Origin of the sequence: Natrinema sp. 1APR25-10V2, assembly GCF_031626495.1 — an archaeon.
Lineage (GTDB): Archaea > Halobacteriota > Halobacteria > Halobacteriales > Natrialbaceae > Natrinema.
In genome coordinates, this window is the sequence record NZ_JAMQOJ010000011.1 from 78733 (window position 1) to 103879 (window position 25147).

24 protein-coding genes and 2 tRNA genes are annotated in these 25147 nt (G+C 65.7%); 16 read left to right on the forward strand and 10 right to left on the reverse strand.

The genetic code is table 11. The features are described from left to right. Window positions 1–61: 61 nt before the first annotated feature. Window positions 62–1504: a selenium-binding protein SBP56-related protein gene (locus NDO75_RS26720; RefSeq protein WP_310909581.1), complete on the reverse strand. Its 1443-nt coding sequence runs from the start codon at window positions 1502–1504 to the stop codon at window positions 62–64. Between the two features lie 616 nt (window positions 1505–2120). After that, window positions 2121–2195, reverse strand: a tRNA-Val gene (locus NDO75_RS26725). Between the two features lie 190 nt (window positions 2196–2385). On the opposite strand from NDO75_RS26725, the gene trpD reads away from it, so the two are divergent. The 4 genes from trpD to trpG are packed head-to-tail and all read left to right on the forward strand — an operon-like array spanning window position 2386 to window position 6414. Further along, entirely contained in the window at window positions 2386–3405 is a 1020-nt protein-coding gene (gene trpD / locus NDO75_RS26730; protein ID WP_310909627.1) for an anthranilate phosphoribosyltransferase, read from the forward strand. Beyond that, window positions 3402–4058, forward strand: coding sequence for a phosphoribosylanthranilate isomerase (locus tag NDO75_RS26735; protein ID WP_310909582.1), 657 nt, complete (start codon window positions 3402–3404; stop codon window positions 4056–4058). The genes trpD and NDO75_RS26735 overlap by 4 nt, the downstream gene beginning before the upstream one ends. 5 nt (window positions 4059–4063) lie before the next feature. Beyond that, entirely contained in the window at window positions 4064–5758 is a 1695-nt protein-coding gene (trpE, locus tag NDO75_RS26740; protein ID WP_310909583.1) for an anthranilate synthase component I, read from the forward strand. Further along, window positions 5755–6414, forward strand: coding sequence for an anthranilate synthase component II (trpG, locus tag NDO75_RS26745; RefSeq protein WP_310909584.1), 660 nt, complete (start codon window positions 5755–5757; stop codon window positions 6412–6414). The genes trpE and trpG overlap by 4 nt, the downstream gene beginning before the upstream one ends. A 48-nt stretch (window positions 6415–6462) precedes the next feature. Here trpG and NDO75_RS26750 read toward each other — a convergent pair whose 3' ends face one another. Beyond that, window positions 6463–6648: a hypothetical protein gene (locus tag NDO75_RS26750; RefSeq protein WP_310909585.1), complete on the reverse strand. Its 186-nt coding sequence runs from the start codon at window positions 6646–6648 to the stop codon at window positions 6463–6465. A 439-nt stretch (window positions 6649–7087) separates the two neighbouring features. Between NDO75_RS26750 and NDO75_RS26755 the strand changes: the two genes are divergently transcribed. The 3 genes from NDO75_RS26755 (at window position 7088) to NDO75_RS26765 (ending at window position 11134) form a co-directional block, all read left to right on the forward strand. After that, window positions 7088–10207: an adenosylcobalamin-dependent ribonucleoside-diphosphate reductase gene (locus NDO75_RS26755; protein ID WP_310909586.1), complete on the forward strand. Its 3120-nt coding sequence runs from the start codon at window positions 7088–7090 to the stop codon at window positions 10205–10207. Window positions 10208–10326: 119 nt separating this feature from the next. Beyond that, entirely contained in the window at window positions 10327–10503 is a 177-nt protein-coding gene (locus NDO75_RS26760; protein ID WP_310909587.1) for an HVO_2523 family zinc finger protein, read from the forward strand. A 106-nt stretch (window positions 10504–10609) separates the two neighbouring features. Beyond that, window positions 10610–11134, forward strand: coding sequence for a response regulator (locus NDO75_RS26765; protein WP_310909588.1), 525 nt, complete (start codon window positions 10610–10612; stop codon window positions 11132–11134). Between the two features lie 62 nt (window positions 11135–11196). On the opposite strand, the gene NDO75_RS26770 is transcribed toward NDO75_RS26765, so the two are convergent. Beyond that, window positions 11197–11970 carry a VTT domain-containing protein gene (locus NDO75_RS26770; protein WP_310909589.1) on the reverse strand — a complete coding sequence of 258 codons (774 nt, stop codon included), beginning with the start codon at window positions 11968–11970 and terminating at the stop codon, window positions 11197–11199. A gap of 245 nt (window positions 11971–12215) precedes the next feature. Here NDO75_RS26770 and NDO75_RS26775 point away from each other — a divergent pair. From NDO75_RS26775 to NDO75_RS26785, 3 genes are all read left to right on the forward strand, one after another. Continuing rightward, window positions 12216–12300, forward strand: a tRNA-Leu gene (locus NDO75_RS26775). 224 nt (window positions 12301–12524) lie between these two features. Beyond that, on the forward strand, window positions 12525–12662 hold the full coding sequence (locus NDO75_RS26780) for a rubrerythrin-like domain-containing protein (protein ID WP_310909590.1): 138 nt from the start codon (window positions 12525–12527) through the stop codon (window positions 12660–12662). Between the two features lie 160 nt (window positions 12663–12822). Next, window positions 12823–13386: a DUF420 domain-containing protein gene (locus tag NDO75_RS26785; protein ID WP_310909591.1), complete on the forward strand. Its 564-nt coding sequence runs from the start codon at window positions 12823–12825 to the stop codon at window positions 13384–13386. 19 nt (window positions 13387–13405) lie between these two features. On the opposite strand, the gene NDO75_RS26790 is transcribed toward NDO75_RS26785, so the two are convergent. Continuing rightward, entirely contained in the window at window positions 13406–13603 is a 198-nt protein-coding gene (locus NDO75_RS26790) for a DUF5800 family protein (RefSeq protein WP_310909592.1), read from the reverse strand. Between the two features lie 147 nt (window positions 13604–13750). Between NDO75_RS26790 and NDO75_RS26795 the strand changes: the two genes are divergently transcribed. From NDO75_RS26795 to NDO75_RS26820, 6 genes are all read left to right on the forward strand, one after another. Continuing rightward, window positions 13751–14605, forward strand: a complete 855-nt coding sequence (locus NDO75_RS26795) for a polymer-forming cytoskeletal protein (protein WP_310909593.1) — start codon at window positions 13751–13753, stop codon at window positions 14603–14605. Window positions 14606–14826: 221 nt separating this feature from the next. Then, window positions 14827–15693: an electron transfer flavoprotein subunit beta/FixA family protein gene (locus NDO75_RS26800; protein ID WP_310909594.1), complete on the forward strand. Its 867-nt coding sequence runs from the start codon at window positions 14827–14829 to the stop codon at window positions 15691–15693. A gap of 1 nt (window position 15694) precedes the next feature. After that, window positions 15695–17260: an electron transfer flavoprotein subunit alpha/FixB family protein gene (locus NDO75_RS26805; protein WP_310909595.1), complete on the forward strand. Its 1566-nt coding sequence runs from the start codon at window positions 15695–15697 to the stop codon at window positions 17258–17260. Next, window positions 17253–18926 (forward strand): FAD-dependent monooxygenase, encoded by a 1674-nt coding sequence (locus tag NDO75_RS26810; RefSeq protein ID WP_310909596.1) that lies wholly within the window; start codon window positions 17253–17255, stop codon window positions 18924–18926. The genes NDO75_RS26805 and NDO75_RS26810 overlap by 8 nt, the downstream gene beginning before the upstream one ends. Window position 18927: 1 nt before the next feature. Next, the gene (locus tag NDO75_RS26815; RefSeq protein WP_310909597.1) at window positions 18928–19365 is read left to right on the forward strand and encodes a hypothetical protein; all 438 of its coding nucleotides are present in this window, start codon (window positions 18928–18930) and stop codon (window positions 19363–19365) included. 171 nt (window positions 19366–19536) lie between these two features. Beyond that, window positions 19537–20106, forward strand: a complete 570-nt coding sequence (locus tag NDO75_RS26820) for a hypothetical protein (RefSeq protein WP_310909628.1) — start codon at window positions 19537–19539, stop codon at window positions 20104–20106. Between the two features lie 45 nt (window positions 20107–20151). On the opposite strand, the gene phoU is transcribed toward NDO75_RS26820, so the two are convergent. The 5 genes from phoU to pstC form a co-directional block, all read right to left on the reverse strand. Continuing rightward, window positions 20152–20823, reverse strand: coding sequence for a phosphate signaling complex protein PhoU (gene phoU / locus NDO75_RS26825; protein ID WP_310909598.1), 672 nt, complete (start codon window positions 20821–20823; stop codon window positions 20152–20154). Window positions 20824–20936: 113 nt separating this feature from the next. Beyond that, on the reverse strand, window positions 20937–21428 hold the full coding sequence (locus NDO75_RS26830; protein ID WP_310909599.1) for a metal-dependent hydrolase: 492 nt from the start codon (window positions 21426–21428) through the stop codon (window positions 20937–20939). 168 nt (window positions 21429–21596) lie between these two features. Further along, complete coding sequence (pstB, locus tag NDO75_RS26835) at window positions 21597–22505, reverse strand: phosphate ABC transporter ATP-binding protein PstB (protein ID WP_310909629.1); 909 nt, start codon at window positions 22503–22505, stop codon at window positions 21597–21599. Between the two features lie 18 nt (window positions 22506–22523). Beyond that, window positions 22524–24137, reverse strand: a complete 1614-nt coding sequence (pstA, locus tag NDO75_RS26840; RefSeq protein WP_310909600.1) for a phosphate ABC transporter permease PstA — start codon at window positions 24135–24137, stop codon at window positions 22524–22526. 34 nt (window positions 24138–24171) lie between these two features. Next, complete coding sequence (gene pstC, locus NDO75_RS26845; protein WP_310909601.1) at window positions 24172–25113, reverse strand: phosphate ABC transporter permease subunit PstC; 942 nt, start codon at window positions 25111–25113, stop codon at window positions 24172–24174. Window positions 25114–25147: the final 34 nt, after the last annotated feature.

A 25147-nucleotide genomic window follows, 5' to 3' on the forward strand; every position in this document is an offset into this window, starting at 1 on the left:
CTCGTCACCTCGTCCGTCTCCGCACAGCAGCCCCGGCTCGAGTCCCTCGAGCGCTCGCCCGTTACATCCAGACGTCGCTCGTGCAGTCGCCGTCGGGCCATCGGATCTCGTGGGCGCGGGCCGGACCCGCTGGCAGCGTCCCGAAGTCGACGAGGAACGCCTCGTCCAGGGTCATCGTTCCCCGGCGGGGATCCACGTCAGCCTCGAGCATCACCGAGCCTCGCTTCCCCTCCTCGGGGAAGAACTGGTCGTCCCACGTGGAGTACAGCGACGTCGTGAAGTAGAGCCGCTCGCCGTCCAGCGAGAGCTGGAGCATCTGCGGCCCGGCGTGGATCGGTCGGCCCTGCACCTCGCTGACGTCACCGAAGAGCCCGCCCACCGAGAGCGTATCGACCAGTCGCGGGTGGGACGGATCGGAGATGTCGTACATACGGACCTCGCCGTGGAGCCAGTTCGCGAAGAACAGGTAGCGGTCGTCCATCGAGACCACGAGGTCCGTGATCAGGCCAGGCACCGGCATGTCCCAGTCCTCGTGCTCGCGCGGCTCGACGTCGATAACGTTGTCCGCGTGCCACTCGCCGCCGGTTCGCGGTTCGCCACCGCTCGCCTCGTTCGCGGCGCTGCGCGCCGCGCTCTCTTCCCTGTACAGGTGGAACATGTTCGACGAGAGCGCCGCGCCGACGTAGGCGTGTTCGGACTCGGAGCTGTGGAGGAACCGCACCTCGAGCGGCACCAGCCCCTCCTCACCGAGGTCGATCGTCTGCTCGACCGTCCGGTCCTCCCAGTTCCAGACGTGGAGCCGCTGGCCGTACTTCCCGGCCTCGACGTCCTCGAGGTCGAACCCCGACTGGTAGGTCGAGGGGGCGGCCCACTCGGAGGAGACCATCACGTTGCGGCGGGGCTGATACCAGAAGTCGTAGTTCATCTGGATGTCGCCCGGCGTGTCCCAGCGGCCCTCGATCTCGAAGTCCTCGTTCAGGAGGAGGAACCCGCCCGGCAGATCGCCGTCGGCGTCGCCGAGCATGCTGATCATGATCATTCCGTCCGGGATGCAGTGGACCGTGTGCGGAGCCGAGAGGTCGTACTCGAAGACCTCCTCGGGTTCGATGACCTTCACGAGTTCGGGGTTCTGACGGTCCTCGGCGACGATAATGTGGAGGCGGGACGAACGGTTACCGGGAACGACGAGGTACCGTCGCTCCGCGCCCTCGACGTGGCAGGACGAGGAGCAGGCGTTCCAGCCGAAGTGGTGTAACTCGTCACCCCTGGTGGGCATCTCGACCCGATCGATGATCTCGCAGTAGGTCGACGAGTCTGGATCGACGTCGACGACGGTCAGCATGTCCGGGGCGTCGGTTTCCGTCCCGACGTAGAGAGCCGGCACGTAGGCGACGGTCTCTCGAGGCGACTCCTCGATGGCGGCCCGCGGCGTCTCGTATCCCACCGCACTGGCGTGGTGTTCGTGAACGTGACTCTCGTCGGCATGCTCGGTGTGCGAACTCATATCATATACTACGATGGATAACTGTATAAACAAACATCGTGGAAAACAGTGACAGTTTTTCGGTCACGTGTTCCGGTAGAGCGGTGCCCAGGTTAAAGAACAGCTACTCGAAGGAGCCACAGTTTCACGGGGGCGTTTCGGGAATACGTCTCGTCTCCGAGTCGGCCGCTCTCGAACGTAACAGTCGTCAGCCAGCGGTCGACCGGTCACGAATTTGCACGCGGTAGAAGAATAGCGGACAGACCGGAACCGTGCCGAGACGTTCCGAACTCCCGGCCGCCGATCTACCGGGTTCGAAATCGAGAGACACTAGAGGAGTTTGCTCGCGACAGCAGTAGTGGGTTGGGGTGGATTTGAACGACGCCGAGACGTGCTCGCTTCGCTGCGCGCGCCCCGTCTAGTTCAAATCCGCCGTAACAATTTTTAACGGGACGGATGACTCGCGTCGCGTGGCAGTATCGCAACGCTCCGCTCGTCGGCTATTGTTCCGTTAAAAATGGGTTGGGGCAGATTTGAACCACGGTCGCAGCGAAGTTGCTCCCTGATTCAAATCTCCCGTAACGACTTTTCAGCGACGAGCGTCTCGCTTCGCTCGTCGCATCTGGTCGCTGAAAAGTGGGTTGGGGCAGATTTGAACTGCCGGCCTCCTCCATGTCAAGGAGGTGTCATAACCAGACTAGACCACCAACCCGCCTGGTTTCGCGTTCACGCAGCCTGGCGCACGTCGTCACGCCCTCTGCACTCGTTCGTTGCCCGCCACCACAATTGAAGGTTTCGAATCGACCGCCGTACGCGAGTCGACCCCACGCGGGCGGTCGATACGCTTAAGTCGATGTACGGATTTGGGCATTACAAGACAACAACGTACATTGGTGACCACAATGAAGGAGTACGTCGAACGAGTCACGGACGGGCAGGATCTCACGCAGGAAGACGCTCGAGCGGCCTCGACGGCCGTCTTCGAGGACGCGACGGAGGCACAGATCGGCGCACTGCTGACGGGGTTGCGCGCGAAAGGTGAAACAGAGGCCGAGATCGCCGGCTTCGCCGAAGGGATGCGCGCCGCGGCGCGGACGATCTCGCCCGACCGGGAGCCGCTGGTCGACACCTGCGGGACCGGCGGCGACGACTACAACACGATCAACGTCTCGACGACGAGTGCGATCGTCACGGCCGGGGCTGGCGTTCCGGTCGCCAAACACGGCAACTACTCGGTCTCCTCGTCGTCGGGCAGCGCGGACGTGCTCGAGGAGGTCGGCGTCGACGTCGAGGCCGAGCCGCCGGCCGTCGAGGAGGCCATCGAGACCGACGGCATCGGCTTCATGCTCGCGCCGGTGTTCCACCCGGCGATGAAGGCCGTCATCGGCCCGCGCAAGGAACTCGGTATGCGGACGATTTTCAACGTCCTCGGCCCGCTCACGAATCCCGCCGGGGCCGACGCGCAGGTCGTCGGGGTCTACGAGCCCGATCTGGTCCCCGTCCTCGCGGAGGCGCTGTCCAGAATGGACGTCGAGCGCGCCCTGGTCGTCCACGGATCGGGCACCGACGAGATCGCGATCCACGGCGAGACGCGGGTCGCGGAGGTCGACGGCGAGGCCGTCGAGGAGTACACCCTCGAGCCGGCCGATCTCGGTCTCTCGGAACACGACATCGACGATATCTCGGGCGGCGCGCCCGCGGAGAACGCGGCCGACATGCGCGGCATCGTCGCGGGCGACGTGACCGGCGCGAAACGGGACGTCATCCTCGCGAACGCCGGCGCAGCGATCTACGTCGCCGGCGAAGCGGACTCGCTCGAGGCCGGTGCCGACGCCGCGCGGGACGCCATCGACTCCGGGGCGGCGGCGACGAAACTCGAGCGACTCCGCGACGCCCCAGCAAAGCCGGCAGAGGGACGATGACCCGCGTCAAGATCTGTGGGCTCACGAGCGAGGACGACCTCGCAGCGGCCGTCGACGCCGGCGCGGACGCGGTCGGCATCATCTGCGACGTTCCGGTCGACACGCCCCGGGAGGTCTCGAGCGAGCGGGCCGCGGAACTCGCGGCGGCCACCCCGCCGTTCGTGACGAGCGTGCTGGTGACGATGCCCGACGATCCCGCGGCGGCGATCGAACTGGTCGAGGAGATCGAGCCCGACGCCCTCCAGATTCACGGCGGCATTCGGCCGGGCGACCTCGCCTACCTGCGTGCGAAACTCGACGTCGAACTCCTGCTCGCGGTCGACGCCGACGACGCAGCAACCGCCGAGACCTACGACGACGTAGTCGACGGGCTGGTCGTCGACACGGCCGGGGAAGACGGCGGCGGCGGGACCGGCCGAACCCACGACTGGGACCGGACCCGAATGGCCGCCGCTGATCTCGAGTCGCCGCTGGTCCTCGCGGGTGGGCTCACGCCCGAGAACGTCGGCGACGCGGTGGAGGCCGTCGGCCCGTTCGCGGTCGACGTGGCCAGCGGCGTCGAGGACCGCGGCGGCGTCAAGGACGTCGACGCCGTCCGATCGTTCGTCGACCGAGCCAAGCGCGCCCGCCGTCCGCCGGAGGTCGAACCGTGACGGATATGTCCGACCAAGACGCCGCCGAACTCGAGCCGCCAGCGTTCGACATCGGCCGCGAGGCGTTCCGCGAGTACGCGGGCACGAGCGACGACCGCGAGGACCGACCGGCAGTGGTCCGCACCGTCGCGACGCTCGAGACCGAGACGACCCCGCTGGCCGCCTACACCGCCCTCACGGGACGTGCGGAGGCGAGCGACCGCGAGCGATCGCCGTACGCCTTCCTGCTCGAGAGCGCCGAAAAGACCGCCTCGAGCGATCCCGACGGGGCCTTCCGGCCGAGCAACGCGGACGCCGAGCGCCACGCGCGCTACTCCTACGTGGGCTACGACCCCGAGGCCGTCGTAACCGTCCAGTCGGGCGAGGCCACCGTCGAGGCGCTCTCGGACGACGCGCCGCTCACCGAGATGGGCGCGGAGCCGCAGGCCGACGACGACGGCGACACCGTCGACGCGCTGCGAGCCGCGATGCCCGATGTCCGGCTCGAGAACGTGCCCGACCACGACCGCCAGCATCTCGAGGGCGGCCTGGTCGGCTTCCTCGCGTACGACGCGGTCTACGACCTCTGGCTCGAGGAAGTCGGCCTCGAGCGGCCCGACTCCCGGTTCCCCGACGCGCAGTTCCTCCTGACGACCAAGACGCTGGCGTTCGACGAGCGCGACGGCACCGTCTCGCTCGTCTTCACGCCCGTGCTCGAGGCCGACGACGATCCCGATACGGTGTACGACGCGCTTCAGGAGGAGGCCGCCCGCGTCGCGGCGACGCTTCGCGACGCCGAAACGCCGGAGACGGGCGGATTCGTTCGCGAAGACGAAGTCGCCGGGCCGAAAGCCGAGTACGAGGAGAGCGTTCGCCGGGCCAAAGAACACGTCCTCGACGGCGACATCTATCAGGGCGTCATCTCGCGGACGCGAGAGCTCTACGGCGAGATCGATCCCCTCGGGTTCTACGAGGCGATGCGGGACGTGAACCCCTCGCCGTACATGTACCTGCTCGACCACGACGACCTGACCGTCGTCGGAGCCAGCCCCGAGACCCTGATCTCCGTGCGCGGACGCGAAGTCATGTCCAATCCGATCGCCGGCACCTGTGACCGGGGCTCGAGCCCCGTCGAGGACCGCCGGCTCGCGGGCGAGATGCTGGCCGACGGCAAGGAACGCGCCGAACACACGATGCTGGTCGACCTCGCGCGCAACGACGTGCGCCGCGTCTCCGAACCGGGATCGGTCCGCGTCGACGAGTTCATGAACGTCCTCAAGTACAGCCACGTCCAGCACATCGAGTCGACGGTGACCGGGACGTTGGCCGCGGACTCGGACGCGTTCGACGCGACGCGGGCGGCGTTCCCCGCCGGCACGCTCTCGGGCGCGCCGAAGATCCGCGCGATGGAGATCATCGACGACCTCGAGTCCGAGCCCCGCGGCCTCTACGGCGGGGGCGTCGGCTACTACTCGTGGACCGGCGACACGGACTTCGCGATCGTGATCCGGACCGCGACCGTAGAAAACGAAGCGGATCGACAGCGGATCACGGTCCAGGCCGGCGCGGGGCTGGTCGCCGACAGCGACCCCGCCGCCGAGTACGAGGAGACCGAGCAGAAGATGGGCGGCGTGCTGGCGGCGCTCGAGGAGATCGAACTGCCCGCCAACGAAGCGACTCCCGACCGAGAACCCGAAGCGACCCCGGAGGTGAGCCGATGAGCGAGCAAGCGACTGTCCGCGAGGGGCACAGTGACGGACTCGAGAGGGCCGACGACGGCGACGCGGAGCCGCTCACCGTCCTGTTCGTCGACAACTACGACTCGTTCACCTACAACCTCGTCGAGTACGTCAGCCAGTTGCCCGGCACCGAGACCGAGGTCCTGAAGAACACCGCCTCGCTCGCCGACGTCCGGGCCGTCGATCCCGACGCGATCATCATCAGTCCCGGCCCCGGCCACCCGAAGAACGACCGCGACGTCGGCGTCACGATGGACGTCCTTCGAGAACTCACACCCGAGGTACCGACGCTCGGCGTCTGTCTCGGCCTCGAGGCCGCCGTCTACGAGTACGGTGGGACCGTCGGCCGAGCGCCCGAGCCGATCCACGGCAAGGCCTCGTCCGTCGACCACGACGGCGAGGGCGTCTTCGCGGGCCTCGAGGAGGGCTTTCGCGCGGGGCGATACCACTCACTTATCGCGACCGAGGTGCCGGACTGTCTCGAGGTGACCGCAACGGCAGAACACGATGGCGAGACGCTCGTCATGGGCGTCCGCCACGATGCGTATCCTCTCGAGTGCGTCCAGTTCCATCCCGAGAGCGTGCTCACGGCGGTCGGCCACGACGTGATCGAGAACTTCCTCGCGACGCTCGAGTGAGACGCGTTCGGGTTCGAAAACGTGCAGCGTACTCGACCAGTACTGTCCTTAGACGCCGGGAATGAGCTCGAGTTTGCCGACCGCGTAGAGGGCTGCGAGGACGACAGCCGCGACGATACCGACTCGAACGGCCAGTTTGATCGCGATCCGGATCGCGATAACGGCGACCGCGAAGACGGCGAGTGCGGCCAGGACCAGCAGGATCGGCGGTGCCGACGTTATTGCATCGATCATACGTACCGTCCCGCACTGCACGGACGTAATCTTTCTGGATATCGTGATTCTCAGTCGTCGGTGACTGACACGGCGTTCGTCCATCGGCAGCGACGGGAAAACGGAGTAGTGAAAGAGAAAATCGCCGGCATGCGACGGGTTTCCCGTCTCTTCCGGTCACTTTCAGTCCGGTCTGAAAATCGTTAAGATGGTCGGCGACGTAGGACTCAGTAACCGCACAGGCGACCGCCTCGCCGGTCGCGGGGGAACGAGAGACGATAGGCTACAGAGGCATCTTTGAAAGCACATTTGTACTACTACAAGAAAAGTGGGACGACAACACCACGTTTTATGATGGATGCATGAATACCGAACCTTCGTCACGAATGATGAGAGCAAGGACTCGGATGTACGCCAGAATGGCCGTTCGACGGCGGGACAGCGACGAGGTGGCTCGCGCATGAGCGACGCGGAACTCTCTGCGGCGGATCTCACCCTGCCGATCAAGCGCACCGACGGGGAGACTCTCGAGGAGCGGTTGACCGACAACGCATACCACGACATTTTGCCGGCCCGCTATCTCCGCAAGGACGCCGACGGCGACCTGATCGAGGAACAGGAGGACCTCTTCGACCGCGTCGGCAAGAACATCGCGCTGGCCGAAGCCGTCTTCGAGGCACGCAATCGCGACGTCGAAATCACGGTCACGCCCGACCAGCTCAAGCCCGATCACCCGCGGCGCGACGAACTCGCTGAAGAGGTGTTCGGAGCGGGGACTACTGCAGAGGACGACGACGAAACGACGCTGTCTATCTACAACGTCAACAAGTTCGCCTACGACACCGTCGTCCCCGAGCTCCCCGACGAGGTCCGCTCACACGTCGAGGACGTCGCCGACGAGTTCCAGGACATGATGGAGAACCTCGACTTCATGCCGAACTCGCCGACCCTGATGAACGCGGGCGACGAGCTCCAGCAGCTCTCCGCGTGTTTCGTCGACTCCCCCGAGGACGACATCGACGACATCCACCAGACCGCCAAGGAGGCCGCGCAGGTCTTCCAGAGCGGCGGCGGCATGGGCTATGCCTTCTGGCGCCTGCGCCCCTACGGCGACGCGGTCGGCTCGACCGGCGGCATCGCGTCGGGCCCGATCACGTTCATGCGCACCTACGACCAGATGTGCGAGACGATCGCCCAGGGCGGCGCGCGCCGCGGCGCACAGATGGGCGTCATGCGCGTCTCCCACCCCGACGTCATCCAGTTCATCCACGCCAAGAACAAGGACGTCTCGCTGGCCGAGACGCTGCGTCTGAACGACCCCGACGACTTCACGCACAACTCCTTCCAGGACGCGCTCGAGGAGGCCCGCGAACTCATCGACGACGAGGGGCGAGTCCCCGAGCACCTCCGGAACGCCGTCGAGGGTCACCTCTCTAACTTCAACATCTCCGTCGGCATCACCGACGACTTCATGCAGGCCCTGCAGAACGACGAGGAGTTCACCTTCACGAACCCGCGCACGGGTGAACCGCACATCGCCACCGAGGAGACGAAGGAACTCTACGAGATGTTCGGCCTCGGCGAGCACGTCGAGGTCGGCGAGGAGCTGTCGATCCCGGCCGAGGAGCTCTGGGACGACATCGTCGAGGGCGCCCACGAGAACGGCGAACCCGGCGTCATCTACCTCGAGCGCGTCAACAAACAGCACTCCTTCGACGTCGAGAAACACCCCGACCACCGCATCCTCGCGACGAACCCCTGCGGCGAGCAGCCCTTGGAGGAGTACGAGGCCTGTAACCTCGGCCACATCAACCTCTCGACGGTCGCGGACCTCGAGGCGCCCGACTGGCGCGTCTGGTACGACGAGCGCGGCGACGAGTACGACTCGCTCGAGGACGCCGTCGACGCCTTCATCGACGAAGCGATCGATCTAGAGGAGTTCGACCGCCGCATCGAGATGGGCACGCGGTTCCTCGAGAACGTCGTCACGATGTCGGATTTCCCGGTCGACAAGATCGAGGAGAAAGTCCGGGAGATGCGCAAGATCGGCCTGGGCATCATGGGGCTGGCACAGCTGTACATCCAGCTCGGCATGGAGTACGGTAGCGACGCCTCCAACGAGGTCGCGCGCCAGCTGATGACCCACATCAACCACACCGCGAAGTGGACGTCCCACGAGCTCGCCGAGGAGCGCGGGAGCTTCGACGAGTGGGACAAGTCCAAGTACGCGAACCCGACCGAGTACCGCGAGTGGTTCGAGAAACAGACCGGGCTCGACGCCGACGACTGGGAAGACGGCTTCCCCATCCGCAACCACAACGTGACGACCATCGCGCCGACCGGCACGACCTCGATGGTCGGCAACACCACCGGCGGCTGCGAGCCGATCTACAACGTCGCCTACTACAAGAACGTCTCCGACGACGTGCAGGGCGACGAGATGTTGGTCGAGTTCGACGACTACTTCCTCCGAACGCTGGAGGCCAACGATATCGACGTCGACGCGGTCAAGGAGGAGGCCCAGGAACAGATGGCGACCAATCAGTTCAACGGCGTCGAGGGCCTCTCGACGGTGCCCGACGCCATCGGCGAACTGTTCGTCACGACCGGCGCTCTCTCGGCGAAAGAACACGCCGGCGTGCAGGTCGCCTGCCAGGAGGGCGTCGACTCGGCGATCTCGAAGACCGTCAACGCGCCGAACGACTCGACGCTCGAGGACGCCAAGGACGTCTTCGAGTACATCTACGAGCACGGCGGCAAGGGCGTCACTTACTACCGCGACGGCACTCGCTCGAAGCAGGTGCTGACGACGCGCGCGAAGAACGCCGACTTCGCCGACGAGACCGAAGCCGCACAGGCGCTGGTCGAACAGATCGACGAGATCTTCGGCGGGCTCGAGCAGTTCCTCGAGAGCGAGGAGGTCGCGGACGTCCTCGAGGCGGACGTCGACTCGCTGCTCGGCGAGGCCGAACCCACGCAGATCGATTTCACCGAGAAACGGGAACGGCCCGACGCCCTGCAGGGCGTCAGCCAGCGCATCGACACCGGCTACGGGAAGATCTACGTGACGATCAACGAGGACCCCGAGACCGGCCAGCCGTTCGAGCTGTTCGCCAACATCGGCCACTCCGGCGGCTTCACCAACTCCTTCACCGAGGCGCTGGCGAAGGTCATCTCGACCTCGCTGCGCTCGGGCGTCGACCCCGAGGAGATCGTCGACGAACTCTGCGGGACGCGGAGCCCGAAGGTCGCCTGGGACAAGGGCGAACAGATCCAGTCGATCCCGGACGCCATCGGAACCGCGATGCGCCGGTACCTCGAGAACGAGATCGACAAGCCGTACCCGCGCCAGCAGACGCTCGAGGAGTCGGCCGACGCGGAGATCGCCGACTACGACGGCCCCAAGACCGACGGCGGCGCGGCCGCCGCAGAGAGCGGGGCGTCCGCAGACGCCGACGACACGACCCAGGACCTCATCGACGCCGGCGAATCGCCCGAGTGTCCCGACTGCGGCTCGATGTCGCTGTACTTCTCCGAAGGCTGCAAGACCTGCGAGTCCTGTGGCTGGAGCGAGTGCTGAGCGCTGACTGAGGCCGTTTCGCGACATCTCTATCTCTCTCGTGCCGTTTTTCTCGGCCGTGTTCGTATCGGACCGCCGGAAACGCCACACTTAGAATCCATCGGCGGGAACATCGTGGTATGAGCGCCGACGGTGGGGACGGCTCCGCTGGTGATCCCGAGACGGAGGACTCGAGCGACCGTGCGGCCGCCGGCCCGCGCTGTCCGCACTGCGACGCGGCGATGTACAAACGCCACTGTAAGTACGTCTGTCCTCAACACGGAGTCATCATCGACTGCAGCGACCCCTTCCGCTGAGCGGCGATTTTCGAGCCGAACGGCACCGATTCGGCGCCCGACTCGAGTCGTGAGTCACCCGGAACCCCTACAAGACGACGGTCGGTGGTTGCTATCAACGATCTCTATGTCTGCGCAACCGACGATCCTCGTCGTCGAGGACGAACGGGACCTGGCCGACCTCTACGCGATGTGGGTCGGCGAAGATTACGAGGTCATCACCGCCTACGACGGACAGACCGCGCTCGATCGCGTGAGCGAGGATATCGACGTCGTCTTGCTCGACAGACACATGCCCGACATCACCGGCGATCGCGTTCTCGAGGAGATCCGCGTAGCGGGCTACGACTGCTGGGTGATCATGGTGACCGCGGTCGATCCCGGACTCGACATCGTCGAGCTGGATATCGACGATTACATCACGAAACCCGTGACGCGAGCGCAACTGACTCGGATCATCGAGAACCTCCGCGTGCAATCGCGCTACGGCGACGACGGACGGCGGGAGCTGCAGTCGCTCTCGAACAAGATGGAGACACTGGAGGACGAACACGCCGTCGAAGACCTGACCGACACCGAGGCCTACCGGGACCTCGAGTCGGATCTGAAGGAGTTGAGCGACTCGCTGGTCGACGGCATCGACGACGGGTGAGCCACCGAGAAGTGGCTCGCCGTCCCAGGCGTCGCTGAATCCGTCGCTCTCGTTCCTCGATTTTAGCCGTCGGTCGATCGGCCGGCGTCGTCCGCTCGCTCCGGCGTCGTCCGGCTCCGTGCTCTGAGCGTTCGGTACGCAGGACCGGCGAGCAAGAGCCCTGCAGCGACGGCGCAGGCGGCCGAGAGAACGAGTCCGAACTCGCCGAACCCGCTCGAGGTGAGCGTCGCCGCCGACGCGCCGACGACGACCGCAGCGGTCGTCCACGGCAGTTCGCCGATGGCCGTCCCGATCACCAGATGGCGAGGTTTGACATCGCTGACTGCGGCGGCACAGGTCGCGACGTCCGACGGGATCGGAGCCAACCGCGAGGCGGTAACGCCACGCAGCGGCCCCGTCGCGTCGTAGTAGCGCGTCACGGCATCGCCGGCCCGCTCGAGGAGCCCGCCGTCACCGTCACCTTCGAGGGTAGTGGCCGGCGCGACACAGTCGGTCTCGGTCGCTCGAGCACGCTCGTCGTCGTCCGTGACGAGCCAGCGGACCGCGACAAAGACTGGCAGGACGGTCACGACGACGCCGACGAGCGCGATCGGAATGCCGGCCGCGACGCCGAAGCCGTAGCCGACGATCGCCGCGAGCGGCGTGGTCGGCCAGGCCAGCAACGGACGCACGAGGTAGAGCCCCGCGACGACGAGCCCGAACAGGGCCGGATCCGCCGCCAGCGAGTCGACGGTCCCGAGCAGCGTCGACGGCGAGACGAGCACCCCGGCAGCGATCATCCCGGCGACCACGATCGCTCCTGCGAACGCGCGCGTCCGGACCGCCGGCAGTGTCATCGGTCGGAACTGTCTCTCGAGCGTTGAAACCTTTGTGTCTCTCGCGGGCGGCGGTCGGACTCGAGGCAGTGAGGCGAGGGGGCAACCGCCACCACAGCGCCAGGCGCGTGTCGGCGGTGCGAGCAGTCGCGCCACCTGTCACGCGGAGACCGGATCCGACGTGTGACCCGGCCGCAGTCGCCGACCCAAAGGAAAGGGCTTTTATAATCACACTGGATACGATTGAGTGCAGACAGAGACCGCGAGCGTGGGTAGCCAAGCCAGGCCAACGGCGCAGCGTTGAGGGCGCTGTCCCGTAGGGGTCCGCCGGTTCGAATCCGGTCCCACGCATCGCACAGGTGGCTGAGCTCCACCACAACCGATGCAGGTGATTTCCCTTCGTGGACATCACCCACGCATAATCCTTTCCGACGCTACACCGACGAGCGATAGCGTCGTCGCTCGGATCGGGCCGATAGAATCACGTCCCACCGACAGCGACCGCAGTAACCGGACTCGCTCGGTCCGTCCGTATCGTGGTAAACTTTAACACACTGTTCGGTGGAGGCGCGACCATGGTTCGCAGAGATCCGTTCACGCCTGACCAGAGACGGTTCGAGTGCCGCGACTGCGACTACGGAACGACCGCGGCCAGCCACCAGCCGACGTGTCCGAGTTGCGGCGGCGAGGTGCGAAACGTCGTCGCCTCGTAGAGATCGGGGGCGACACCTGCACTCGCTATTGGCGGCCCGCCCGGACGCACCGACGGTTCGTCGACGGGCGGCGAGCAGCGGACGCGTCGACGCGCGATTCGCTCCCGTGCGGTGCGGCCGAGACGGCAACCACTTTCCCGCTGCGCTCGAACGAGCACACATGGAATACGTCCCTCGAGAGCGCGTACGCCTCCTCACCGGGGTATTGAGCGTGGTGTCGCTGGCGGTCGTCTTCGCGGCCGCGGGCGGTCGGATTCCGCCCTCGAGCGTGCCGGCCGCGCCGGAGTGGGTGCTCGAGACGATTCCGCTGGTCAACGCCATCATCAGTGCAGTCGCGATCGGAACGATCACGGTGGGCTGGCGGGCGATTCGCCGCGGTAACGTCGAGCGCCACCGGGTCGCGATGCTGTCCTCGTTCGGCCTGTTCGTGGGCTTTCTCGCGCTGTACCTCTACCGGCTGACGGCGACCGGCGGCCCGGAGCCGTTCCCCGGTCCGGAAACGGTCTACCAGTTCGTCTACCTGCCGCTGCTCGCGATTCACATCCTGCTGGCGATCGTCTGTATCCCGCTGCTCTACTACGCCCTCCTGCTGGCGTTCTCGCGTCCGATCGCGGAGCTCCGCGAGACGAGCCACGCCCGAATCGGCCGGTTCGCGGCGACGCTGTGGCTGATTTCCTTTTCGCTGGGCATCGTCGTCTTCGTGTTACTGCACGTCGTCTACTGAGAGGGAGACGAGAGCGTGCTCAGTCCAGAATGTCACCGATGCGGCGCGGCTCGCCCTGCAGGTTCGGCTGCTCGGCGACGATCTTCAGCACCTCGTGGTCGGTCACGTCGTAGTAGGACTTCTCGGTGGCCTCCTCGACGAGATCCTTCTCGAGGCGGAACTCGGTGCCTTCGTAGACGACGTCGACGCCGTCGTCGTCGAACGCGAGCGTGGTCATGGCCGGTGGTATGCGGTGGGGGTGTAAAAGGGAGGCGGGTCCGGCCGACGGAGGACCGATGCGAGCGTGGAAAGCGGCAGCCGAGCGTCAGACGGACGACTGACGACGCGCGAGGTTTATTAGGCGGTGTTCCCTTTGGATGCGAGTGTGGCCTTCAGCAGGGATCCGCTCGACGAACTCGTCGTTCCCGACGGGACGGAAGCGCAGGAACGCGACCTCGTGACCGATGGGGACGTCCTCGTCGGTGGCCGTGCGACCGTCGAGTTCGGCGTCCGCGGCCGAAACGTGCTGGCCGGTGAATCGGCCGAGTTCGGCGGCGCCATCGAAGCCGACGGCGACTGCCGGCTCGACATGTGGTGTGACGTCGCCGAAAACGTACTGGTCGGTCAGGACGCCTACATCGGCGAGCGGGTCCACATCGGCGGGAAACTGAAAGTCGCGGGTGACCTCGACATCGGCGACGACGTCGAGATCGAGGAGGGGTTCGAGGCCAACGGCTGGATCGTCATCCGCAATCCGATGCCGACGATCGTCTTCCTGTTCGTCTACCTCAAGCACCTCCTCCTGATCGGCGAGGAAGACGCCGCCCAGCGGCTCATCTCCGAACTCGTCGACGACGAGGACGAGCCGGAAGCGGAGCCCCTCGTGATCCCCCGCAACGCGACCGTCGGCGACGACGCCTGGCGCGTCTCGACGCCGGCGACGATCGGAAGCGACTGCCGGCTGCACGGCAACGTCCGCGCAGAGACGATCGATATCGGCGAAAACTGCAACATCTTCGGCAGTCTCCGGGCCCGCGGCGACATCACCGTCGGCGAGGGAACCCGCATCCACGGCGATCTGACCACCCGCGACGGTGACGTGACCATCGCACGCGACGCGCGCATTCTCGGTGACGTCTCCTGTGACGACCTCGAGCTCGGTCCCGACGCCGAGATCGACGGCACGATCCGGGCCGACGGCGAGATTACGATGGGGACGACCGAGCGCGAACGCGAGTGACGCGGTTCCTCCCCCACTGTCGGCTTTCAGTCCTCGAGTAACCGCTCGAGTGAATCCGAAACGTTCTGAGACAGCCTCTCGAGCCGATGGAAGAGTGAAATCGCTCTCCCCGCGAGCGGCGGATTCTGTCGGCCATTTTCACCCCTATTCTTAATACTGATAATATGATAGGGGACCACAGGCATGTTAAAGTCAACCACACAGGGCCGACGGAGGTATCCATGCGATCGATCGTACTGACGAAAGGCGTCCCGGACTTCTCGGAGGGGGCCGTTTCGTTCGACGAGGACGGCCATCTCGAGCGGGGGAAGACGCCGACGGTAATGAACCCGAACGACGCGTTCGCGCTCGAAGCAGCGCTCCAGACGAAGGTACGCCACGGGGGTCACGTCAGCGGGATGAGTATGGGACCGCCGGGGTACGCCGACGTGCTGAACGGAGCGATGGAGTCGGTCTACACCGACGACAGCTACCTGCTGTCGGACCGCGAGCTGGCCGCCTCCGACACCTGGGCGACGGCGATCACGCTTTCCGCCGGCCTCGAGAAGTACCAGGAGGAGGTCGCCGACGTCGACGTCGTCTTCGCGGGGTTCAAGACGGCCGACGGTGAGACCGGCCAGACCGGACCCCAGACCTGCTGGGCGATGGACTGGCCGATCGTCACCCACGTCATCGCGCTCGACATCGATCCCGACGAGCGGACACTGCGGGCGAAACGTCTCGTCGAGGGCGATATCGACGAGATCGAGACGGTCGAAGCGCCGCTACCGTGTTTCGTCGTCACGGATCCGGAGTTCGAGCCGACCTACCGGAAGGCCTCCCACCGGCTGACGCACAAGCGCCTCCGGGCCGAGACCGAAGAGCGGGCCGCAGAACACGACGAGCACCTGACGACGTGGGACCACGTCGACCTGAATCTCGATCCCGACTACATCGGGCTCGACGGCTCGCCGACGATCGTCTCGTCGGTCGATCCGATCCCCAAAGCGCCGTCGGAACGGGAGGCGACGATGATCGATCCCGACGACGACGGCATGGACGAAGTGCTCGAGGAAATGCAACCGTACGCCGCGGAGGCGGGTGATTGAAATGACGGCGCTGGATCCGGACGACCACACAGTCGACGAACTGACAGAGGAACTCGACGACGTAGACGACGAAGAGGAGCTGACTTCGGTCCTCGAGGCGGAGCGGGCCGGGCAAGATCGGACGACGGCCCGCGAGGCGATCCGCGACCGGCTCGAGGAGATCGGTTCCGACCTCGAGGGGATCGAGGAGGGCACCGAGACCGAAGGCGAGTACGAGGAGACGAAAGAAGACGTGGGCGACGAAGCGGAGGGCGAGGAAGCGTCCGAAGCGGAATCGACCGACGGAGACGAGGCGGACGCGGCCGACGACGAGGTGGACGACGACCTCTCCCATCCCACCCGCGACAAGCGACACGTGCGGGCGCTCGCGGACGGCGAGTACGCCGACATGTGGGTGTTCTGCGAGACACAGGGCGGCGAGTTGCTCGAGGTTTCCAAAGAGATGCTCGGCAAGGCCCGCGAACTGATGGACCAGTTCGCGGAGGACTACGGCGACGAGGAGCGGGTCGTCGCGTTCCTCATGGGCGACGACTGCGAGGGGCTGGCCGAGGAGTGCATCGCCTACGGGGCCGACGTTGCGGTCTATCACGACGACCGCAGGTTGGACCGGTTCCTGCACAAGCCCTACACCGAAATCTCGGCGCACATGGCCCGCGGCGAAGGCACCGTCGAGAGCACCGACTGGCGGGACTACGACAAACCCCGGTACGTCCTGTTCCCGGCGACGAACAACGGGCGGGACCTCTCGGCGAAGGTGCAAGCCGAACTCGACTCCGGACTCGCCTCGGACTGCTCGGACCTCTTCATCGAGGAAAACGAGGTCTCGAACCCGGTCAAGACCGGCGAGCCCGGCGTCAAGAAGACCTTCGAGAAGGTCCTGCACATGAAGCGCCCGGACTTCTCGGGCTTCGAGTACTCGACGATCCTCTGTCTCGACAATCCGGGTCGGGAGTTCCACCCGCAGGGCTGTTCGGTCATTCCCGGCAGCTTCGAGCCGATGGAGCCCGATTACGATCGGGAGGGGCTCGTCGTCGAACACGACATGGAACTGGACGACGACTGGTTCCGCGTCGAGATCAGCGAGTACGACCAACTCGAGGCCGGGATCGACCTCACCGGCCACGACGTGATCGTCTGTCTCGGTCGCGGGATCGCGGACGATCCCACCGAGGGGATGGAGCTCGGCCTCGATCTCGTCGACGCGTTCGAGAACGCCGAACTGGGCATCACGCGGGGGATCGTCACCTCCTCGTATCAGTTCGAGGGCCACGTCGAGGAGTACTCGAAGGAAGAGCGCCAGATCGGCGAGACCGGCCAGGTCGTCGCGCCCGACCTCTACATCGCGGCGGGCGTCTCCGGGGCGGTCCAGCACAAGGTCGGGATGGACGAATCGGACACCATCGTCGCGATCAACACCGACACCGACGCCCGTATCCGGGACTTCTCGGACTACTTCGTCGAGGGCGACCTCTTCGAGGTCGTGCCGCGGCTCACCGAGGCAGTCGAATCCGGTGAGACGGCCCTCGAGCCCGAGGCCGTCGCCGACGGAGGTGGTGACGATGACTGACGACCACGAGCACTACGAGGCCGTCGTGGTCGGCTGTGGCCCCGGCGGAGCCGCGGCCGCGTCCCGGCTGGCCGACCACGGCATCGAGACGCTCGTGCTCGAACGCGGGACCGAGGCGGGCTCGAAGAACGTCTCCGGCGGATTGATCTACGCCGAGGACTCCGCGCCCTACACGATCGACGACCTCTTCGACGGCTTCCGCGAGGAAGCCGCCGAGCGGCCCGTCACGGACTACTACATCCACAACGTCGCCGGAAACTCGGTCAAGACCTACGACCTGGTCGATCTCCACGAACACGACACCGACTGGTGTGACGCCGTGCTACGCCGAGAGATGGATTCGTGGCTCGAGCGCCGCGTCCACGAGAAGACCAGCGAGACGGGCGGCGGCGTCCTGACGAACGTTCGGGTGAACGGCCTCCTTCGCGAAGAGGGCGAGATAGTCGGCGTCACCTGCGACGAACTCGACCCCATTGAAGCGGATCTGGTCGTCGCGGCCGACGGCGTCAACTCCGAACTCGCCCGCGAGGCCGGCCTGATGGACTGGGAGGAACCCGACGAGTGGTTCCAGGGCGTCAAGGCCGTCGTCGACATGGAGCCCGACGCGATCGACGACCGGTTCGATCTCGAGCCCGACGAGGGGGCCGCCCACCTGTTCTCGGGCGACCTCTTCGAGGACGTCCGGGGCGGCGGCTTCCTCTACACGAACGAGGACTCGCTGTCGATCGGGACCGTCTTCCACCTCGACAGTCTCATGGAACGGGAGGCAGAGCCCCACGAACTGCTCGACGCCCTGCTGACCCATCCGCTGCTGGCGGGCTGGTTCAAAAACGAGTACCACGAGCGCGAGTACGCGGCGAAGCTCGTCCCCGACTCGAAGAAGGTCGCCCACCGCGAACCCTACCGCGACCGGCTCGTCCTCGTCGGCGACGCCGCCGGCCAGATGCAGGCCCAGGGACCGATCATCAAGGGTATGAACCACGCCGTTACCGCCGGGGCGCTCGCGGCCGACGCCTTCGCCGTCACCCGCGGGAACAGCGATCCCGAAGCCGCCGGCCGCCGGTACGCGAAGATGCTCGCGGACTCCGGCACGATGGACAAGCTTCGGCCCCGGCGCTACGAACTCAGCCGGACCGTCGGCGAGCACGACGCCGTGACCGGGGCCGTCGAGCGGGTGCTCGACTCGCCGATCGGCTCGCTCGCGGTCGGGAACCCGATCGCCGACCGGCTGCTCGAGCGCGCCTACAACTCGCCGTTCCTCGTGTCGATGCTGCCCGATACGAAGACCGGTTACGTCTCCCTGCCGACGCTGATCGCCGAGGAACACGGCAAGGCGATCCACTGGGAGAACGAGATCGAGCCGCCGAGCCTCGAGGAACGGATCGGGGACCTGACCTACGACACCGACGTCGGGAACCCCCACATCGAACTCCTCGACGAATCCTTCGACGCGAGCGGCGCGGCGGTGACCGCGTGCCCGGTCAGCGCCGAGGACTTCGGCGGCGGCTGCTACCGCTCGGAGACGGTCAAGACGAACGGCACCGAGGAAACGCTGGTCAGCCTCGACACCCAGCCCTGCGTCGAGTGTGGCACCTGTGCCGTCGTCGCCGACACCGAGTGGGAACACCCCCGCGGCGGCAAGGGCGTCGAGTATCGCGAGGGATAGCGTGAGCCGGTACGGCCCACAGATCGCCGCGCTGGCTCGCCGCGCCGAGCGCGAGCGGACGGCGCTCGAGGAGAGCGAGGCGCGAAGCGCCTCGGACGAGCGAGCGGGGAGCGAAGCGACCCGCGAGACGGACGCGTCCGCTCCGTGCGACGCCGACGAATATCTGCGCGAGGGGGCCGGACGAGCCGTCTGGCTCTACGTCGAGGCCCGCACCGGCGGCCGGCTGGTCCCGTTCAGCGAGGCCGAGTTCGACGCGCTCGAGACCGCGATGAACCGCTGGCTCGAGTGTTACGCCACCTGTCACGGAGTTGACATGGACGCCGAGTTCACGGTGCGCGAGGCGGCGGAGCTGTTGCTCGAGACGCGAAACATCGTCGACACGGCGCAGCTGTTGACCTGCGTTCCCGAGCGCCGACCGGCGTCGAACCCGACGCAGTAGCATCGGCGCTTCCCTCGCTGTCGCCCGCGCGCCACGGGCCGAAAATAGCGCGGAATACGGGCCTCAGATCGGCCCGCACTTGACTCCCACGCAGTAGACGGGTATTCGACTATTCCGATTGAGAACAAAGTCAGCTTGATGGCACGAGACGATCGGTTATCTCGACGGCGGATGCTCAAGTTGACAGGTGTCGCGACATCGACGGCGTTCGTCGCCGGTTGCGGCGGTGGCGGTAACGGAAACGGCGGCAACGGCGGCGGCGGCAACGGCGGCGGCGGTAACGGCGGTGGCGGCAGCGGATACGAGATCGAGCCCGGAACGGAGATCGATTTCAGCGGCCAGACCAGTTACTGGGAAGGCCTCGCACCGTCCCCGATCGAGGGCGAGCAGAACCCGACGCTGATACTCCAGAGCGGCGAGACCTACACGATCGGCTGGTCGGAAGGCGACGGCGCCGCACACAACATGGAACTGCGCAACTCGAGCGGCGAAGTCGTCGACGAGTACACGACCGGCGATCCCGTCTCGGAACCCCAGGACGCGTTCTTCGAGTTCGAGGCGACCGACGAGATCGCCGTCTACCGGTGCCAGCCCCACCCGAGCATGGAAGGCGAGATCCAGATTCAGGGCGGCGGTGGCGGCGGCAACGAAACCGGCAACGAGACTGGCGGCAACGAAACCGGGAACATGACCGGCAACGAGACCGGCAACGAAACTGGCGGCAACAACACGACCGGGTAGAGCACCGCCCTCAGACGGTCGCTTGTTCTAGTGCAAACGTGACGGTCAGTAGATGAGTTCGTCGTCGTTTTCGACCATGTACAGGGTCCGCGCGGCGATATTGACCGTGTGATCGCCGACGCGCTCTAGGTCGCGAATCGTCAACAGCAGCCGCGACACGTCCTGGAGTAACTGTTCGACCTCGTCGGGCGACTCGAGTTCGCGCTCGATGAGGTCACGAACGACGATCTCGCTAGCCCGCTCGGCGAACTGGTCGAGTTCGTCGTCGCGGCCGGCGAGCGCTCGGCACCGTTCGGTGTCTTCGGTGTCGTAGGCGACCATCGCCTCCTCTAACATGTCGAGAGTGAGTTCGCCCATCTCCTGGACGTCGACGTCGGGGAACAGATCCTGCTCGGCGTCGATCGTGTACTCGCCGAGGTTGGTCGCGAGGTCGGCGATCCGCTCGAGATCGGTGATGATCTTGAACGAGGCCGCGATGAATCGCAGATCGCTCGCAACCGGCTGTTGCAGTGCGAGCAGGTCGATACAGTCCTTCTCCAGGTCGAGGTACATCCGGTTGATCTCGCCGTCGCCCTCGATCACTTCGTGGGCGAGTTCCTCGTCTTTCTGCTCCAAGGCGTCGAGCCCCATGCGAAGGCGTTCCATGACGACTTCGCTCATGTAGAGCACGTCCTCGCGAAGCTCCGTGAGCTTCTCTTGATAGGATTTTCTGGCCATGATTCACGCACCTTTCCGGGCGGAGATATAACTTGTGCTCAACGCAGTGCCGAGACGTATTCACACGCTGCGGGAGCTGACGTCGAGCGGTAGGCTTGACGACCGAGGCGACGTTACTGGAACCGCTCGAGCACCGCTTGTGCGACCGGTGACGGAAGTTGATACTCGCATTCCTCTTTCATCCCCAATAGGCCGCCGAGAATCACGGCGACGGTGAAGACCGACACGAAGAGGTTCATGAGGAGCCAATCGAACGAGAGTCCGTAGAGGGTGTGATCGAAGGGAGCGAACAGCCGGACACCACCGGTCAGGTAATCGAACAGGATGTGCGATCCGTACCCGATGGCGGCGGCTCGCCAGGGACCGAAGTACGAGAGCAGGGCGACTACCACCACCGCAATCGGCAGCGAGTGCGTCAATCCCCGGTGTGTCCACAGGACGCCCTCCACGTACCCGAGTTCGACTAACGGATGGAAGACGATGATGTCGATATCGGGGAAAACGGCGGCCAGCGCCGTCACGAGGTACGGTTCGGGTCGCCGCGACCGGAACACGATCAGAACCAGTGCGAGACCGATCAGGATGTGCGCCCCGTCGGCTACCATGGGGACTAATAACACGGTCTGTCGGCGGATAAGCGACATGGTCAATACTCGGCACTAACCGGCATTACAGACAGTATCGCGGGAGATGAAGAGGCGAAGAAAACAGTGTCGACAGGGCGACCGAGAGCGCGGGTGCCGACATCTGCGTCGACCACACCGCGATCGGACTCACCCGAACTTGCCGGTGATGTAGTCTTCGACGCGGTCGTGCTCGGGGTTCTCGAAGATTTTCTCGGTGTCGTCGAACTCGACGAGTTCGCCGCCGGTCAGGAAGACCGCCGTCTTGTCGGAGATGCGGGCGGCCTGTTGCATGTTGTGGGTGACGATGACGACCGTGTACTCCTCGGAGAGGTCGTCGATCAGGTCTTCCACCTGAGAGGTCGCGACGGGATCCAGCGCCGACGCCGGTTCGTCCATCAACAGCACGTCGGGGTCGACGGCGATCGCTCGAGCGATGCACAGCCGCTGTTGCTGACCGCCGGAGAGTCCGAGCGCGCTCTCGTCTAAGCGATCTTTCACTTCGTCCCAGAGGGCGGCGCGACGAAGTGCGTCCTCGACGATCGCGTCGTAGTCGCCGTCGATGCCCTGAACTTCCAGCCCGTACGCGACGTTGTCGTAGATGCTCTTGGGGAACGGGTTCGGTGCCTGGAACACCATTCCGATCTTGCGCCGGAGCACGACCGGATCGACGTCGTCGTCGTAGACGTTTTTCCCTTCGAACAGCAACTCCCCGTCGATACGCGCGGCGTCGACGAGGTCGTTCATCCGGTTGATACACCGGAGGAAGGTCGATTTCCCGCAGCCGGACGGCCCGATGATCGCCGTGACCTGCTTGGACGGGATCTGAATATCGATCGACTGCAGCGCCTGCACGTCGTCGTAGTAGACGTCGAGCGATTTCGACTCGATGACGGTCTGACTCGCGCTCGTCGGCGCACCCGAACGACCGTCGACGTCGATCGACGAGTCGACCAGAGGCTCGCTCGTCGGATCGGCTCCCTCGAGATCGTCGCTCGCGAGGCCCGCTCGCCCCTCGTCGGTCGTTTGGGTATCGGTACGGCTGTTCGGGTCAGTCATAGGATCTTGTGACATGGGTCAGTCTCGGCGTTGATACTTGTTACGAATGATGATGGCAGCGCCGTTCATCAGCAGCAACACGACGAGCAGCGTGACGACACCGGCCGCCAGCACGCCGTGCCGGAACGCCGGATCGATCTCGCTCGACCAGGTGTAGATCTGGCGCGGCATCGCGCTGAACTTGCTCGTGAACGAAGCCGGGGCGAGGCGGACGACCGCCGGTGCGCCGATGATGAGCAGCGGCGCCGTCTCGCCGATCGCACGCCCCATGGCGAGGATGTTCCCGGTCATGATCCCCGGCAGCGCTTCGGGGAGAACGACGTTGCGGGTCGTCTGCCACTTGGTCGCGCCCATCCCGTAGGACGCACGGCGCATCGAATCGGGGACGGCGCGGATCGCCTCCTGCGAGGAGATGATGACGATCGGCAGGATGAGCAGTCCGACGGTGAACCCGCCCACCAGCGCGGTCCCGGAACCGAGGCTGCCCCAGCGGATGAACAGCGCGAGCCCGAGCACGCCGTAGACGACCGACGGCACGCCGGCGAGGTTCCCGATGTTGACCTCGATCAGGTCGACGAGCCGCCCCCATCGCCCCCGTTCGGGCGCGTACTCCTCGAGGTAGATGGCGGCGCCGACGCCGACGGGGAACGCGGAGACGATGATCACGAGCAGCATCATCACCGAACCGACCAGCGGCGGGTAGAAGCCGGCGTCCTGCGGGTTTCTCGAGGGTGCGCTGGTGAGGAAGCTCCAGTCGAGCCACGAGTTCGGCCCGGCGAAGGCGAGCGCGTCCGTTACGAAGATCGCGGCGACGATACCGCCCACCACGAGCAGCGGGAACGCGAGCCCGCTGACGCCGACTCCGCGACGGACGACGCTCTCGACGTAGAGCCCGAGGGGAACGGCGGTGACCGCGACGAGCAACATCCAGACGAACGGAGCGATGCCGACGATCGGCGCGGCCACGACCCCGATCGCCGCCGCGATCAGCGTCATCACCGCCGCGGTAACGCCGTCGCGGTCGTTCTCGCGCTGTCGACGAACGAACCAGCCGGCGACGACCGCGACCGGCAGGACGAACGAGACGAACAGCGCGATCGACTCCGTAGGCAAGACGGGCAGCGAGAGGATTACCCTCGGAATCAGATAGAGCGCGAGAACCGGAACGGCGACCACGACGAGCAACCGCTCGAGGTCGGCCGTCGGTCGAGCGCGGCTGTGCGCGTAGACGACGGTGCCGGCCACGATGAGCGCGACGAGGATCGCGAGCCATCGATAGACGCTAACGATGTGCTCGAACGTGATGAACACGCCGCTGGTGAGCAACAGCGAGACGAACGGAAGGCCGAGGGCGATCGCCGCGGTCTCGCCGGCCCGCGTATCCTTCGTATAGTAGTAGCCAGCGGCACCGAGAACCGGGAGCACGACCGTCGCGCCGAACGTGAGTAGCCAACCGAAGTCGGCCGACAACGGTTGGAACGCGTCGACGACGACGTACATGAGCAGAACGAAGACGGCCAGCAGGGCGAGCAGCGTCGCGCCGAGACAGAGCGCCTTGAACGCCTGACCGCGGACGCGGCTGACCGCTTCGTCCGTGCCGTACCAGTCGCCGGTGCGTTGTTCGGTCGCCATTATCCGTCCACCTCCGTCGTCGCGTCGGTTTCAATCATTGGTACTCCTCCTTATAGCGTGATGCGACGTAGTCGCTCGCGAGATTCATCGCGAACGTGATCGCGAACAGGGTCAGACCGAGCGCGAACATGCTCAGATACGTCGGCGATCCGCCGGTCGCGTCGCTCGTGACGGCGTTGACCATGGCGGCGGTCATCGGCTGCCCGGAGCTGAGCAGGTTGTCGAGCGGGTTCGCGAAGTTGAACATCCGCGGTCGGAGCCCGGCGGCCATGACGACGATCATCGTTTCGCCGATCGCACGCGAGAGCGCGAGGATGAACGACGAGAAGATGCCGGAGACTGCCGCGGGGATGACGATCCCGGTCGACACCTCGTACTTCGTCGCGCCCATCCCGTAGCCCGCCTGCCGGAGCGAGTCCGGCACGGAACTCATCGCGTCCTCGGAGAGCGACGACACCATCGGAATGATCATGATCCCGACCATGATCGACGCGGACAGCAGGTTGAACGTGCTGACCGGAATGCCAACCCACTGGAGCGCGGGGGTCAGGTAGACGAGCGCGAGGTAGCCGTAAACGACCGTCGGAATTCCGGCGAGCACCTCGAGCGCCGGTTTCAGGACCGACCGCATCCGATCGCTCGCGTACTCGCTCAAGTAGACGGCCGCGGCGACGCCGGTCGGCACCGCGACGAGCGCCGAGACGACGGTGATGATCAGCGTTGCGGTCACCAGCGGCCAGACGCCGTAGATCCCACCGTCCGACTGGGCGTACCACGTCGTGCCGGTGAAGAACTCGGCGGGCGAGACCTCCGTGAAAAAGGCGATCGCGTCCCACGCGAGCGTGAAGATGATACTCACCGTGACCAACACCGTCAGCGCGGCGCAAGCGAACAGCAGCCACTTGTAAATGCGTTCTCTGACGACCTGACTCGACGAGGATCGCGTCAGGTCGACGTCTATCGATCGCTCACTCATTGCCGTGGTGTGGGTGTCGTCGCATGGTGAATCG

Bases quoted from the DNA above. Each gene is read 5' to 3' on its own strand.
- NDO75_RS26720 (WP_310909581.1), bottom strand. From the start codon at position 1,504: ATGAGTTCGCACACCGAGCATGCCGACGAGAGTCACGTTCACGAACAC.
- trpD (WP_310909627.1), top strand. From the start codon at position 2,386: ATGAAGGAGTACGTCGAACGAGTCACGGACGGGCAGGATCTCACGCAG.
- NDO75_RS26735 (WP_310909582.1), top strand. From the start codon at position 3,402: ATGACCCGCGTCAAGATCTGTGGGCTCACGAGCGAGGACGACCTCGCA.
- trpE (WP_310909583.1), top strand. From the start codon at position 4,064: ATGTCCGACCAAGACGCCGCCGAACTCGAGCCGCCAGCGTTCGACATC.
- trpG (WP_310909584.1), top strand. From the start codon at position 5,755: ATGAGCGAGCAAGCGACTGTCCGCGAGGGGCACAGTGACGGACTCGAG.
- NDO75_RS26750 (WP_310909585.1), bottom strand. From the start codon at position 6,648: ATGATCGATGCAATAACGTCGGCACCGCCGATCCTGCTGGTCCTGGCC.
- NDO75_RS26755 (WP_310909586.1), top strand. From the start codon at position 7,088: ATGAGCGACGCGGAACTCTCTGCGGCGGATCTCACCCTGCCGATCAAG.
- NDO75_RS26760 (WP_310909587.1), top strand. From the start codon at position 10,327: ATGAGCGCCGACGGTGGGGACGGCTCCGCTGGTGATCCCGAGACGGAG.
- NDO75_RS26765 (WP_310909588.1), top strand. From the start codon at position 10,610: ATGTCTGCGCAACCGACGATCCTCGTCGTCGAGGACGAACGGGACCTG.
- NDO75_RS26770 (WP_310909589.1), bottom strand. From the start codon at position 11,970: ATGACACTGCCGGCGGTCCGGACGCGCGCGTTCGCAGGAGCGATCGTG.
- NDO75_RS26780 (WP_310909590.1), top strand. From the start codon at position 12,525: ATGGTTCGCAGAGATCCGTTCACGCCTGACCAGAGACGGTTCGAGTGC.
- NDO75_RS26785 (WP_310909591.1), top strand. From the start codon at position 12,823: ATGGAATACGTCCCTCGAGAGCGCGTACGCCTCCTCACCGGGGTATTG.
- NDO75_RS26790 (WP_310909592.1), bottom strand. From the start codon at position 13,603: ATGACCACGCTCGCGTTCGACGACGACGGCGTCGACGTCGTCTACGAA.
- NDO75_RS26800 (WP_310909594.1), top strand. From the start codon at position 14,827: ATGCGATCGATCGTACTGACGAAAGGCGTCCCGGACTTCTCGGAGGGG.
- NDO75_RS26805 (WP_310909595.1), top strand. From the start codon at position 15,695: ATGACGGCGCTGGATCCGGACGACCACACAGTCGACGAACTGACAGAG.
- NDO75_RS26810 (WP_310909596.1), top strand. From the start codon at position 17,253: ATGACTGACGACCACGAGCACTACGAGGCCGTCGTGGTCGGCTGTGGC.
- NDO75_RS26820 (WP_310909628.1), top strand. From the start codon at position 19,537: ATGCTCAAGTTGACAGGTGTCGCGACATCGACGGCGTTCGTCGCCGGT.
- phoU (WP_310909598.1), bottom strand. From the start codon at position 20,823: ATGGCCAGAAAATCCTATCAAGAGAAGCTCACGGAGCTTCGCGAGGAC.
- NDO75_RS26830 (WP_310909599.1), bottom strand. From the start codon at position 21,428: ATGGTAGCCGACGGGGCGCACATCCTGATCGGTCTCGCACTGGTTCTG.
- pstB (WP_310909629.1), bottom strand. From the start codon at position 22,505: ATGACTGACCCGAACAGCCGTACCGATACCCAAACGACCGACGAGGGG.
- pstA (WP_310909600.1), bottom strand. From the start codon at position 24,137: ATGGCGACCGAACAACGCACCGGCGACTGGTACGGCACGGACGAAGCG.
- pstC (WP_310909601.1), bottom strand. From the start codon at position 25,113: ATGAGTGAGCGATCGATAGACGTCGACCTGACGCGATCCTCGTCGAGT.